The 13,078-nt window shown below is 42.1% G+C and carries 12 protein-coding genes; 9 read left to right on the top strand and 3 right to left on the bottom strand.

The features are described 5' to 3' along the window. Positions 1–142: 142 nt before the first annotated feature. Both EV194_RS02510 and rimM read left to right on the top strand, forming a co-directional pair. Positions 143–724: a 30S ribosomal protein S16 gene (locus EV194_RS02510; RefSeq protein WP_132431751.1), complete on the top strand. Its 582-nt coding sequence runs from the start codon at positions 143–145 to the stop codon at positions 722–724. A 77-nt stretch (positions 725–801) separates the two neighbouring features. Then, entirely contained in the window at positions 802–1,335 is a 534-nt protein-coding gene (gene rimM / locus EV194_RS02505) for a ribosome maturation factor RimM (protein ID WP_132431749.1), read from the top strand. On the opposite strand, the gene EV194_RS02500 is transcribed toward rimM, so the two are convergent. Genes EV194_RS02500 through EV194_RS02490 form a run of 3 tightly spaced genes read right to left on the bottom strand, consistent with a single transcriptional unit; the run spans position 1,313 to position 3,166 of the window. Continuing rightward, positions 1,313–1,762, bottom strand: coding sequence for an acyl-CoA thioesterase (locus tag EV194_RS02500; protein ID WP_132431747.1), 450 nt, complete (start codon positions 1,760–1,762; stop codon positions 1,313–1,315). The two genes, rimM and EV194_RS02500, sit on opposite strands and share 23 nt — an antisense overlap. A gap of 1 nt (position 1,763) precedes the next feature. Then, complete coding sequence (locus EV194_RS02495) at positions 1,764–2,348, bottom strand: L-threonylcarbamoyladenylate synthase (RefSeq protein ID WP_132431745.1); 585 nt, start codon at positions 2,346–2,348, stop codon at positions 1,764–1,766. A gap of 11 nt (positions 2,349–2,359) precedes the next feature. Next, positions 2,360–3,166: a 2,3,4,5-tetrahydropyridine-2,6-dicarboxylate N-succinyltransferase gene (locus EV194_RS02490; RefSeq protein WP_079557112.1), complete on the bottom strand. Its 807-nt coding sequence runs from the start codon at positions 3,164–3,166 to the stop codon at positions 2,360–2,362. Between the two features lie 179 nt (positions 3,167–3,345). On the opposite strand from EV194_RS02490, the gene EV194_RS02485 reads away from it, so the two are divergent. The 7 genes from EV194_RS02485 (at position 3,346) to leuC (ending at position 13,075) form a co-directional block, all read left to right on the top strand. Continuing rightward, positions 3,346–4,068, top strand: coding sequence for a peptidase associated/transthyretin-like domain-containing protein (locus EV194_RS02485; protein WP_132431743.1), 723 nt, complete (start codon positions 3,346–3,348; stop codon positions 4,066–4,068). Positions 4,069–4,512: 444 nt separating this feature from the next. Continuing rightward, positions 4,513–6,354, top strand: a complete 1,842-nt coding sequence (ilvD, locus tag EV194_RS02480) for a dihydroxy-acid dehydratase (protein WP_132431741.1) — start codon at positions 4,513–4,515, stop codon at positions 6,352–6,354. Positions 6,355–6,421: 67 nt separating this feature from the next. Then, positions 6,422–8,155: a biosynthetic-type acetolactate synthase large subunit gene (gene ilvB, locus EV194_RS02475; protein ID WP_132431739.1), complete on the top strand. Its 1,734-nt coding sequence runs from the start codon at positions 6,422–6,424 to the stop codon at positions 8,153–8,155. Positions 8,156–8,196: 41 nt separating this feature from the next. Then, complete coding sequence (gene ilvN / locus EV194_RS02470; protein WP_132431737.1) at positions 8,197–8,748, top strand: acetolactate synthase small subunit; 552 nt, start codon at positions 8,197–8,199, stop codon at positions 8,746–8,748. A 37-nt stretch (positions 8,749–8,785) separates the two neighbouring features. Beyond that, the gene (gene ilvC, locus EV194_RS02465) at positions 8,786–9,835 is read left to right on the top strand and encodes a ketol-acid reductoisomerase (RefSeq protein ID WP_132431735.1); all 1,050 of its coding nucleotides are present in this window, start codon (positions 8,786–8,788) and stop codon (positions 9,833–9,835) included. A gap of 104 nt (positions 9,836–9,939) precedes the next feature. Further along, positions 9,940–11,439, top strand: a complete 1,500-nt coding sequence (locus EV194_RS02460) for a 2-isopropylmalate synthase (RefSeq protein ID WP_132431733.1) — start codon at positions 9,940–9,942, stop codon at positions 11,437–11,439. A gap of 235 nt (positions 11,440–11,674) precedes the next feature. Next, positions 11,675–13,075, top strand: a complete 1,401-nt coding sequence (leuC, locus tag EV194_RS02455; RefSeq protein ID WP_132431731.1) for a 3-isopropylmalate dehydratase large subunit — start codon at positions 11,675–11,677, stop codon at positions 13,073–13,075. The last annotated feature ends 3 nt before the right edge of the window (positions 13,076–13,078 follow it).

Here is a 13,078-nt window from a genome sequence, read left to right as displayed (position 1 = left end):
ATATGATGAACATCAATTTAGTACCTTTTCAACTTAAAACACTATGGACTAAGCTTTTTTTATAAAAAGCTTTCGCTATCAATTAAAAAGATATTACCTTTGCCCCGCTAAAAGTAGGTTGTAATTAATTAAATTTTTGAACATGCCCGTAAAAATTAGATTAGCAAGACACGGACGCAAAAGGTATGCTTACTACCACATCGTGGTAGCTGACAGCAGGGCGCCACGAGATGGCAGGTACATTGAAAGGATTGGTTCTTACAATCCCAACACGAATCCTGCTACCATTAACCTGGATTTAGATAAGTCTTTGGAATGGCTTTCAAAGGGTGCTCAACCTACAGATACTGCCCGTGCAATCCTTAGTTACAAAGGTGTTTTAATGAAAAAACACTTAATGGAAGGAGTTAAAAAAGGTGCTTTCGACGAAGCAGAAGCCGAACGCAGATTTCAAAAGTGGAGTGAAGAGAAAGAGGCAAAAATTCAGGCAAAAATTGACGGTCTTGCCAGTGATAAAGCAACAACTGTTAAAGAACGTCTTGAGCAGGAGGCAAAAATCAATGCCGAACGTGCTGAAGCAATTGCCAAAAAGGCTTCCGAACTTGCTGCTGAAGCAAAAGCTGAAGAAGCTCCTGAGGTTTCTGATGAAGCTGCTGGTGAAGAGCCTGCAGCAGACGAATCAGCTGCTGAAGAAAATGCATCAGAAGAAAAGCAGGCAGAATAACAATCGCCGAATTATTCTTCAACAAAATAAAACCCATTCGTATCACGAATGGGTTTTTTTTGTACTTTTACTTTACTATGATTACCAAATCCGATCTGCTCAAAATTGGCTCCCTTGCCAAACCACATGGGGTGTCCGGAGAAATCCTGATAAGGATTTTACCGGAGTTGATTGACCATGATCCCGATCCGGAGTTTCTCTTTCTTGATTTACATGGAGGTTTGGTTCCTTTTGAGGTTCAGTCACTGCGAATTCGAAACAGCGGAGATTTACTTGTTATTTTGGATCGGTTGGATAGTGAAGAGAAAGTGAGAAAACTACAAGGAGCTGAAATATACATTGATCCTCAGGAAATTGGAGAGCCACCTGCGAATGACCTATTTAATTACTCTGCGCTAAAAGGTTTTAAAGTAATTGACTCCAAGTTTGGAGAGATAGGCGTTGTGAAGTCCGTTGCTGAGATAAAGAATAATCCGGTACTTGAGTTGGAACATCAGGGAAGCGAGGTCTTAATTCCCTTTCATGAACACTTTATTACATCCGTTGATCGTAAATGCCGCACCATTCATCTGGAAACTCCTGAAGGTCTTATTGATCTATATCTTCAATAAGAGTCCCTTTTTCCAATTTATTGAAACACTGCCGCCACTCTTCTGGAATTACCATAGAGCAATTCTGATGCATGTCAATTCCGGAAAGTATTGAATCGCATGACGCAATTGGAGTGCTCTCGCCATTTTTAATAAGCCATTGGAACATTTTTATGCTTTTGTTGCCTAAGTTGTAAACCTTGGTAAGTACGGTGAGTTGATCGTTTATTTTAACCTGTTTGTAAAAGTCCGTTTTATATGATACAATGACCACATTTTTCCCATCTACGCCCAATCTTGCACCAACTGACATGTTGAGATATCCGAGTCTGCCCAAATCAAAGTATTCCATTATTGTGGAATTGTTCACGTGCCCAAGACCGTCAATGTCATTGAATCTGATCTGTATTGGAGTTTGATGATTGAAATCCGATAAACTATGTTCCATGCTATTTCCTGATAACTTCTATTTCATAATTTACTCCCAACTTTATAATACCTGACGGTGTTTCAGGTGTAACATCATCTCGTCGGTATTCCACAACATAATCGACGCCTTTAACAATTCGATCATCAATTTGTGTATAGTCGCGCGGAGTGGGTTCTCCACTGATGTTTGCCGAGGTGGAAACCAAAGGCCGTTTTAATCTTTGGCAAAGCGTCTTAGAGAATATCTCTTTTGTAATCCTTACGGCCATGCTTCCATCAGATGTCATAACTTCTTTTGCAAGTTTTTTTGCTCCGGGTATTATCAAGGTTAAAGGTTTTTCAGCAATCTCCCATAAGTCATAAGCCATATCAGGGATTCTATCCAGGTAGATATTTAATAGTCCCGGCTGATCTATTAATGAAATCATCCCTTTGCCTGAAACTCTTTGCTTTAATCTGATGATTCTGTTTACAGCTTCATCATTGGTTGCATCACATCCTATACCCCACACAGTATCTGTGGGGTATAGGATGATGCCTCCCTGTTTCAGAACAGTCAGTGCTTGTTTAAAATCTTCATTATCATATCTTTCTGAAACAGTCATAGGAGCAATGATTATACAGCCACACCAAAATCTCTTAATGCATCATTAAGAGATGTTTTCAGGTCTGTTGATTCTTTCCTTTTTCCAATGATGAGGGCAGCAGGGACCTGGTATGTTCCTGCAGGAAACTCTTTAGCGTAGCTCCCGGGAATTACAACTGAACGGGGAGGAACGTAACCTTTAAACTCAACCGGTTTATCACCACTTACATCAATGATTTTGGTGGATGCAGTTAATACCACGTTGGCTCCAAGAACAGCTTCCTTACCAATTCGACAGCCTTCAACAATAATACAACGGGAACCAACAAAAGCCCCATCTTCCACAATAACAGGTGCCGCTTGAAGGGGTTCCAAAACTCCGCCCAATCCTACACCGCCACTTAGGTGAACATTTTTCCCAACCTGCGCACAGCTGCCTACTGTAGCCCACGTGTCAACCATGGTTCCAGAATCAACGTATGCGCCAATATTCAGGTACGATGGCATCATTACAACACCCCGTGCAATATAAGCACCATAGCGTGCCACTGCGTGAGGTACAACACGAACACCAAGTTCTTTGTAATTACGTTTTAGTGCCATTTTATCATGAAACTCGAATGGGCCGATTTCAATGGTTTCCATTTGCTGCATTGGGAAATAAAGAATGACAGCTTTTTTTACCCATTCGTTGACAATCCACTCCTCACCTTGTGGCTCTGCAACCCTGATTTTTCCTTTATCCAGCTGTTCAATTACTTCACGAATGGCATCCTGCGTTTCCTTCTTCTGTAGTAGCTCCCGGTTATCCCAGGCATTTTCAATAATTTCTTGCATGATGGTAATTGTTAGATTAATTGGTTTTAATTGTTTAGGAACTGTAAAAATAAGGCATATTAATGGCATGTACCCAAATAATTGTCATTTAATCTGTTAATATTTTTTAAAAGAAGAAAAGTCGGTATAGTTATTGATTTAAATATATTGTAACCAGAGCCAAATTCCTGCCTGAATTTATGAGACACGTTTCAATCGCGATATTGTTTTTAGTTTTTATATGTGCCGACCTTGTATCACAAACTGACACAAAGGTAATCTGGAAAGGGTGCGTAAAAATTGCTGAGGACAACACACCAATACCATTTGCAACTTTAGCCAGTTATAAAAGCGTAACCATGAGTGCAGCTAAAGCAGATGGTTGTTTTGAACTCCGGCTTGATAAAGATGACTCACTACGTGTCGCTGCCATTGGCTTTTTACCACGAACCATATCCTATACCAATGTAGAGAGAGATTCCTCCGGAAACATGATTGTTTTCCTTGAAGTTCAGAGTTATTATATTAGTGAAGTGACCGTCAGGCCAGAACAAAAACCTATTGAATTGAATCTACCCTCTGATATTGGAAGCCGAATGTCCGATGTTCCACCAAATGAAAGACGAGCCAGAGCCACTGGGCCTGTGAGTCTTGTTTATAATATATTGGGAGGCGGAAATACTCCTTCTCCCAGAGAACTTGAGAGGATGCGCTCACGCGACAGGCAGTTTCAACAAATGGAAAGCATTGCCGGTCGTGAGGCCATCGAAACCATTTCAGGTTTGGAAGGAGAGCAACTCGACAGATTTATCATTTATTGTAATATTCATTTAAAGGTTTCTCCTTCAGATAACCCGGCATCGGTAAATGGGCGAATTTTGAATTTGCTTGAGCGGTTTTTGGAGAAAGAGAATGACCAATAGTTTTTCTTCATTTTTTTTGAACTAAATTGATTTTACCTTGTTTAGTAACTATAATTGCAAAGTTTATTTGCAATATTGATTGCATAAATATTCATCTTTTTACGAAAAACCTTATGGTTTTCGTAAAAAATGAAAGAAAATTGAAACTTTTTTTCTTGTTTTGATTTGATTTAATGACAAAGTTCATATATTTGCGTAGAATTTAAAAATAAAAAGAAGACATGACACTTTTTGCATCTCTACTTCTCGTCGTCATTATTATTCTCGTGGTTAACCACTAGGGAAGTGAGACAGGTATGTAAAAAGTAAAACGATATAAACGAACTTTAAACCCCTCTCACTTCCATTGTGAGAGGGGTTTTTGCTTGAATAAAACAGCTGACTTGCAGAACGGGGTGTTGAAATATTAACAAACAGAAGTATCCTTTTAAAAAGTGCATAAAAATGAAAATACCATTAAGGAGTAATACAACCACACAGGGAAGAAGAATGGCCGGAGCCAGAAGTTTATGGCGAGCCAATGGAATGAAGGACGAACAAATGGGCCGTCCTTTGATTGCGGTTGTAAATTCATTTACACAGTTTGTACCCGGGCATGCGCACTTACACCAAATTGGTCAGGATGTGAAGCGATTGATTGAGAAGCAGGGATGTTTTGCTGCTGAGTTTAACACCATTGCCGTTGATGATGGCATTGCTATGGGGCATGATGGAATGTTGTACTCCTTACCTTCACGAGATTTAATAGCTGATAGTGTAGAGTATATGGTTAACGCCCATCAGGCCGATGCTATGATTTGTATCAGTAATTGCGATAAAATTACACCGGGGATGTTAATGGCTGCCATGCGCATAAACATCCCCGTGGTTTTTGTATCAGGTGGCCCCATGGAAGCCGGAAAGGTTGGAGATAAAGCTCTGGACTTAGTGGATTCAATGGTGATGGCGGCTGATGATTCAGTGTCTGACGAGGAGTTACTTGCGGTGGAGCAGAATGCTTGTCCAACTTGTGGTTCCTGCTCAGGGATGTTTACTGCCAACTCAATGAACTGCCTGAACGAGGCTTTGGGTTTGGCTTTACCCGGTAACGGAACCATTGTAGCAACGCACGTTAACAGAAAGAAACTATTTGAAAAAGCAGCTAATCAAATTGTAAGGCTTGCATATAAATATTATCAGGATGGGGATGAGTCGGTTTTGCCCCGCAACATTGCCACCAAGGCCGCATTTATGAACTCCATGACTCTTGATATTGCCATGGGAGGTTCAACAAACACCGTTTTACATCTATTGGCTATAGCCCACGAGGCAGGCGTTGATTTTACTATGCAGGATATTGATCATCTTTCCAGGAAAACACCTGTTTTGTGTAAGGTGGCACCCAATAGCGATTATCATATAGAAGACGTAAATCGTGCCGGAGGCATCATAGGAATTTTGGCCGAATTGCATCGCGGCGGTTTGCTTGACGCATCCGTTGGTCGGGTAGACTATCCAACCCTTGCCGATGCTTTGGCAGATTTTGATTTGATGAGCAGAAGTTCTATAGCTGAAGCTAAAGAGATATACCAAAGTGCACCCGGAGGGTTTGTAAACCTGGTAATGGGTTCCCAAAAAGCCATTTATGGTGAATTGGATTTAGATCGTGAAAAAGGGTGTATCAGAAGCATTAACCATGCCTATTCTCAGGATGGCGGATTGGCAGTCCTTTTTGGAAATATTGCCGAAAACGGCTGTATTGTTAAAACAGCCGGAGTGGATGAATCTATTTTCCATTTTGAAGGAACGGCACGCGTTTATGAATCGCAGGACGATGCATGTGATGGAATCCTTTCGGGTGAAGTTAAGGCAGGCGATGTGGTAATCATAAAATATGAAGGGCCAAAAGGAGGTCCGGGAATGCAGGAAATGTTATATCCCACATCATATCTAAAATCGCGTCAACTTGGAGCCAAGTGTGCCCTGTTAACGGATGGAAGATTCTCAGGTGGAACATCGGGGTTGTCTATTGGTCATGCATCGCCTGAGGCAGCAGCCAAAGGAGCTATTGCCCTTATAAAAAATGGAGATAAAGTGATCATTGACATCCCTCAACGATCAATCAATATTATTGTAACTGAAGATGAGTTGAACCAACGCAGGGTAGAGGAAGAGAGCAAGGGAGATAAAGCCTGGAAACCTTCCACACGGGAGCGTATCGTTTCCAAAGCACTGCGTGCATATGCCGGAATGGTTACATCAGCCGATACCGGTGCCATCCGGGTTTTACCTGATGAGTGTAAATAGAGATGTTTAGAAAACGCTTTGCAGGTTTTTTCTGCAAAGTAATTGTAAATCCCATAAGCTTTGAGCCATGGAAACACAATCCCAAACAGTGATGAAAGAGAAGAGCAAACAAGCAATCAGAATGACAGGTGCAGAGGCCGTTGTTCGATCCCTGTTAAATGAAGGGACAGATTTAATTTTTGGCTATCCCGGCGGAGCCATCATGCCGGTTTACGATGCCTTATATGGTTTTCAAGAGGAGTTACATCATGTACTTGTCCGTCATGAACAGGGAGCAGTTCATGCTGCGCAGGGATATGCCAGAGTTACCGGGAAAGTGGGAGTTGCCATTGTGACTTCCGGACCGGGAGCTACCAATGCCGTAACCGGCATTGCAGATGCCATGATTGATTCCACTCCGCTTGTCGTAATAAGTGGTCAGGTAGGGTCACCTCTTTTGGGAACCGATGCTTTTCAAGAGACTGATGTGGTAGGTATTACGCAACCTATTACCAAATGGAATTACCAGATAAAGAGGGTGGAGGATATACCACAAGCCTTTGCGAGAGCTTTTTATATTGCCAGAAGTGGTCGCCCGGGTCCCGTGTTATTAGATATTACTAAGGATGCACAGTTTGCTAGCCTTGATTATCTGTACGAACCGGTAAAGTACATTCGAAGCTATAAACCTGTACCTGTGCTTGATCCATTGCAGATTGAGGCAGCTGCACAATTAATTAATCTTGCCAAAAAGCCCTTGGCTTTGGTTGGTCAGGGAGTTGTTCTTGGACAAGCAGAAAAGGAGTTAATGGCATTTCTTGAAAAGACAGGAATTCCAGCTGCATGGACATTGCTTGGCCTATCGGCCATGCCATCAGCCCATCCTTTAAATATTGGGATGCTGGGAATGCATGGAAATTACGGCCCCAATGTTAAAACCAATGAGGCAGATTTAATCATTGCCATCGGTATGCGATTTGACGACAGGGTTACCGGTGATTTGAAGAACTATGCAACCAATGCTAAAGTGATTCACCTTGAAATTGATGATGCTGAGATAAACAAAAATGTACATGCCGATGTTCCTGTTTTGGCTGATGTAAAAGAGTCATTGCCAAAGCTTACAGAAAAAGTGTCTAAAAATTCGCATCAGGAATGGCTGAATGAATTCCGAGCTTGCGACAGAATTGAGCACGATAGAATCATTCATTGCGAGTTAAACCCTGTAGAAAAGGGGATGACCATGGGTGAAGTTGTAAATAAGGTATCTGCGGCGGTTGATGATGATGCCATTGTAGTTACCGATGTGGGTCAACATCAGATGATGGCCAGCCGGTATTTCCGATTCAAGCAAACGAGAAGTGTTGTAACTTCGGGTGGCTTGGGAACCATGGGATTTGGATTGCCAGCTGCCATGGGAGCAAAATTGGGACAGCCTGACAGGCACGTGATTTTATTTGTTGGTGATGGCGGTTTTCAGATGACCATACAGGAGTTGGGAACCATTTTCCAGACTAAGATTCCTGTTAAAATTGTGTTGCTTAATAATAATTTCCTTGGCATGGTGCGTCAGTGGCAGGAGTTGTTCTTTGACAGCAGGTATGCTTCAACAGAATTGATAAATCCCGATTTTCAGACCATTGCCAAAGGTTATTTTATAGAATCTAGAAAAGTAACCGAAAGAGATGATCTGAACGAGGCCATTCAGCAAATGGTGGATCATGACGGACCATATTTGCTCGAAGTTGTTGTGGAGAAAGAAGGAAACGTATTCCCGATGGTACCTGCCGGAGCTTCTGTTTCGGATATTCGATTAGAGTAGGAGATTTCTGACAGGTTTACATCAATTAAAACTAAAAAGTCATGAGTTTAAAACAGGAATTTACACTGTCTATATTTTCAGAAAACGTAGTAGGTCTTCTGAACCAGATAACCAATGTGTTTACCCGCAGACATCTCAATATAGAGAGTTTAACCACATCTGAATCTGCCATTGCCGGAATACATAAATTTACCATAGTGGTATTCAGTACCCGCAATGAGATTGAAAAGGTGGCAAAACAAATTGAGAAGAGAATAGATGTAATAAAAGCATTTGTTCTTACTGCAGATGATATCATCCATGAAGAGGTGGCACTCTATAAAGTGCCAACCGCCTCGTTACTCAATGGGAACCAGATTGAGACTTTGGTTCGCCAGTATGGCGCTCGAATTCTGGAGGTTACACCGGAGTTTTTCGTAATCGAAAAAACCGGACACAAAAAGGAAACCCAGGAGTTGTTCGAAAAACTGGATCAATATGGAGTATCTCAGTTTACACGTTCGGGAAGAATATCAATCACAAAAACAAAAACCGAAATGCTGGACAACTATTTAAGAAAACTTGAACTGGACAATCATCCTGCAAAAAACTAATTTTATTTCCGATTAAATATTACTAACAAACATTATTATGGCTAAGATTAATTTCGGAGGAACCGAAGAAAACGTAGTAACACGTGAAGAATTTCCTTTGGAGAAAGCACGTGAAGTGCTTAAAGACGAAGTAATTGCTGTTATTGGATACGGCGTACAGGGACCTGGACAGGCTCTAAACCTGAAAGACAATGGCTTTAACGTTATCATTGGACAACGTAAAGAATCCAAAACCTGGGATAAAGCTGTTGCCGACGGATGGGAACCCGGAAAAACTCTTTTCCCCATTGAAGAAGCCCTTGACAAAGGAACCATTATTCAGTATCTGTTGTCGGATGCCGGACAAATTTCTGTTTGGCCAACTGTTCAAAAATATCTGAAACCAGGTAAAGCTCTTTACTTTTCACATGGTTTTGGAGTTACCTACAAAGATCGTACAGGCATTATTCCACCTGCTGATGTGGACGTAATTCTTGTGGCTCCTAAAGGATCAGGGACCAGCCTTCGTCGCATGTTCCTTGAAGGACGTGGATTGAACTCCAGCTTCGCAATTTTCCAGGATGCTACCGGAAAAGCCAAAGAGAGAGTTGTTGCCCTTGGAATTGGAGTAGGTAGCGGTTATTTGTTCGAAACCACTTTCCAAAAAGAGGTTTATAGTGACCTTACCGGAGAAAGAGGAACCTTGATGGGTGCCATTCAGGGAATTTTTGCTGCTCAATACGAAGTTTTAAGAAGTAATGGACACAGTCCTTCTGAGGCTTTTAACGAAACGGTTGAGGAGCTTACTCAAAGTTTGATGCCATTGGTGGCTGAAAACGGTATGGACTGGATGTATGCCAACTGTTCAACCACCGCTCAGCGCGGAGCGCTTGACTGGTGGAAGAAATTCCGTGACGCTACTCTGCCTGTGTTTAGCGATCTTTACAGCGAAGTTGCCAAAGGTAACGAGGCTCAGCGTTCTATCGATTCAAACAGCCAGTCAGATTATCGAGTAAAACTTGAGGCTGAACTTAAAGAATTGCGCGAATCTGAAATGTGGCGTGCAGGAGCAGCTGTTCGTACGTTGCGTCCCGAAAATGATAAATAGTCATTAGAGAATACAATGAGTGATAAAGGAGGAAACTTCTTTATCACTTCCTTAAATCATTCAAAATCAAAAATCCGGAAACAACCGGACAAAAAGAGACATTTATGAGCAATAGAGTCTATATTTTCGACACCACTTTAAGGGATGGCGAACAGGTACCCGGATGCCAGCTGAATACCATTGAAAAAATTGAAGTGGCACGTCAACTGGAGAAACTGGGAGTGGACATTATTGAAGCCGGCTTTCCGGTCTCGAGTCCGGGAGATTTTAACTCGGTGGTAGAAATTTCCAAGGCTGTTTCCAACCCAACCATTTGCGCATTAACACGTGCGGTAAAAAAAGACATTGAAGTTGCTGCTGATGCATTGCAGTTTGCAAAAAAGGGAAGAATCCATACAGGCATCGGAACTTCACCATACCATATTTATAACAAACTAAACTCAACGCCTGAGGCCATTATAGAACGTGCCGTAGAGGCTGTTAAGTTTGCCAAAAAGTTTGTTGAAGACGTTGAGTTTTATGCAGAAGATGCAGGCCGGTCAGATAATGAGTACCTGGCAAGAGTCATCGAAGCTGTCATTAAAGCCGGAGCAACTGTGGTTAATATTCCCGACACTACCGGCTATTGTTTGCCTTCAGAATACGGCGAAAAAATCGCCTATCTGGTGAACAATGTACCTAACATTGATAAAGCTATTATCTCAACCCATTGCCACAATGATCTAGGTATGGCTACGGCTAACTCAATTTCCGGAATTATTAACGGAGCCCGTCAGGTAGAGGTTACCATGAACGGTATTGGTGAAAGAGCCGGTAACACTTCATTAGAAGAGATTGTTATGACTCTTCGCTGTCATAAGGATCTGAATTTCGATACCGGCATTGACTCCAAGCAGATAATGAAAACCAGTGGACTGGTTTCTACATTAATGCGTATGCCAATTCAGCCCAATAAAGCCATTGTTGGTCGCAATGCGTTTTCTCACTCTTCCGGTATTCACCAGGATGGCGTTTTAAAGAACCGTGAGAATTATGAGATCATCGACCCGGTTGATGTGGGTGTTAAAGAATCATCCATTGTATTAACCGCCAGAAGCGGACGTGCTGCTCTTAAACACAGGCTGAGCGTTTTGGGTTATAATTTTGAGCCGGCCGAAGTAGATGAGATCTATCAAAAATTCCTAGAGTTGGCCGACAAGAAGAAGGACATTACCGACGAAGATCTGGAAATTCTTGTTGGACGTAATGTTGAGAAAGATTCAAAACGTCCTTTAAAACTTGAGTCTCTACAAGTGGTTTGTGGTAAATCAACCATCCCTACTGCCACTGTTCAGGTTAATTTTAATGGAGATGTATTTACTGAAACGGCTTCAGGCAACGGCCCCATTGATGCTGCTTTTACGGCAGTAAAAGCACTGGTAAAAAGACGTGTGCGCTTGGAAGAATTCCTTATTCAGGCCATTACCCGTGGAAGTGATGACCTTGGAAAAGTACACGTACAAATTGAGCATCAGGGACAGACCTATTACGGATTCTCAGCGCATACCGATATAATTACTGCTTCGGTAGAAGCATTTTTGGACGCCTTGGGCAAAATTCAATAGCAAATGAGTACACTTAAATCGAACAATTGTTCGATTTAAGTGTATTCCTATCATATCAATAGATCGTTAGACTTAAAGTGAAACGAAGTCCCGCTCAGCGGGATTAGACACAAGCAAGACTCCTATTATCAACTAACCATACAACGCAGGCTTGCATGTGTCAGTAGTTCAGACAAATACAATAGCGACCTATATATCATTAAAAACAATTGTATAACAATAAAAAGAGAGAACCTTGGCAGGAAAAACACTTTTCGACAAAATCTGGGAGAAACACGTTGTAAACCAAGTTGAAGGCGGACCCAGTGTGTTGTATATAGATCGTCACCTGATTCATGAGGTGACCAGTCCGCAAGCTTTTGCCGGACTTAAGGAGAGAGGTATTAAAGTTCGTCGACCCGAAAAAACCATCGCAACACCCGATCATAACATTCCAACCATGGATCAGCATTTGCAGATTCATGATGAGTTGAGCCGTTTTCAGGTGAATAAACTCAAAGAGAATTGTGAAGACAACGGAATTACCATGTACGGATTAACGCATCCATACAATGGAATTGTTCACGTAATTGGTCCTGAATTGGGATTAACTCGTCCGGGAATGACCATAGTTTGTGGCGACAGCCATACTTCTACCCACGGAGCTTTTGGAAGCATTGCTTTCGGAATCGGAACCAGTGAGGTTGAGATGGTTTTGGCTACCCAGTGTCTGATGCAGACACGTCCAAAAACCATGAGAATCAATGTAGAAGGTGAACTTAAAGAAGGTGTTACTTCAAAAGACATCGTTCTTTACATCATTTCTCAATTAACAACAGGTGGTGGAACAGGTTACTTTGTAGAGTTTGCTGGTTCAGCTATTCGCTCGTTGTCGATGGAGGCACGCATGACCATTTGTAACATGAGTATTGAAATGGGAGCCAAAGGCGGAATGATCGCTCCTGATGAAACAACTTTTGAATACGTGAAAGGCCGCGAATTTGCCCCTAAAGGTGAGGAGTGGGAAAAAGCTTTGGCCGAGTGGAAACAACTTCCATCAGATCCCGATGCTGTTTTCGATAAGGAAATTCACTTTAAGGCAGAAGACATTGAGCCCATCATTACCTATGGAACCAACCCCGGTATGGGATTGGGTATTTCAGCAAATATTCCAAAAGTTGAAGAAATTGAGAAGTCTTCTCAAAAATCGTTTGTGAAGTCGCTAGAGTACATGGGTTTTAACGCCGGAGAGGCCATGATTGGAAAGCGTGTAGACTACGTGTTTGTTGGAAGTTGTACCAACGGACGTATTGAGGATTTGCGCGCGTTTACCAAGTTCGTGGAAGGAAAGAAAAAAGCTGACAACGTGGTGGCATGGATTGTTCCCGGTAGTAAGCAAGTTGAAAAGCAGGCCCTTGAAGAAGGCTTAAAGGAAAAACTGGAAGCCGCAGGATTTGAATTGCGTCAACCCGGTTGTTCTGCTTGTCTGGCCATGAATGATGATAAAATTCCGGAGGGATTGTACGCGGTTTCAACTTCGAACAGAAACTTTGAAGGACGCCAGGGACCCGGCGCCAGAACCATGCTGGCCAGTCCGCTCACTGCCGCTGCTGCAGCAGTTACCGGAGTAATTACTGACCCCAGAACTTTACTGTAGCCG

Source organism: Natronoflexus pectinivorans, assembly GCF_004345615.1.
GTDB classification, from domain to species: Bacteria; Bacteroidota; Bacteroidia; order Bacteroidales; family Marinilabiliaceae; genus Natronoflexus; species Natronoflexus pectinivorans.
Note: the sequence above shows the minus strand (reverse complement) of the source record. Positions and strands in the feature narration are given on the sequence as shown.

Coding starts and splice junctions, on each gene's coding strand:
- ilvD (WP_132431741.1), top strand. CDS start 4,513: ATGAAAATACCATTAAGGAGTAATACAACCACACAGGGAAGAAGAATG.
- ilvC (WP_132431735.1), top strand. CDS start 8,786: ATGGCTAAGATTAATTTCGGAGGAACCGAAGAAAACGTAGTAACACGT.
- EV194_RS02490 (WP_079557112.1), bottom strand. CDS start 3,166: ATGCAAGAAATTATTGAAAATGCCTGGGATAACCGGGAGCTACTACAG.
- EV194_RS02485 (WP_132431743.1), top strand. CDS start 3,346: ATGAGACACGTTTCAATCGCGATATTGTTTTTAGTTTTTATATGTGCC.
- EV194_RS02500 (WP_132431747.1), bottom strand. CDS start 1,762: ATGGAACATAGTTTATCGGATTTCAATCATCAAACTCCAATACAGATC.
- rimM (WP_132431749.1), top strand. CDS start 802: ATGATTACCAAATCCGATCTGCTCAAAATTGGCTCCCTTGCCAAACCA.
- EV194_RS02460 (WP_132431733.1), top strand. CDS start 9,940: ATGAGCAATAGAGTCTATATTTTCGACACCACTTTAAGGGATGGCGAA.
- EV194_RS02510 (WP_132431751.1), top strand. CDS start 143: ATGCCCGTAAAAATTAGATTAGCAAGACACGGACGCAAAAGGTATGCT.
- ilvB (WP_132431739.1), top strand. CDS start 6,422: ATGGAAACACAATCCCAAACAGTGATGAAAGAGAAGAGCAAACAAGCA.
- EV194_RS02495 (WP_132431745.1), bottom strand. CDS start 2,348: ATGACTGTTTCAGAAAGATATGATAATGAAGATTTTAAACAAGCACTG.
- ilvN (WP_132431737.1), top strand. CDS start 8,197: ATGAGTTTAAAACAGGAATTTACACTGTCTATATTTTCAGAAAACGTA.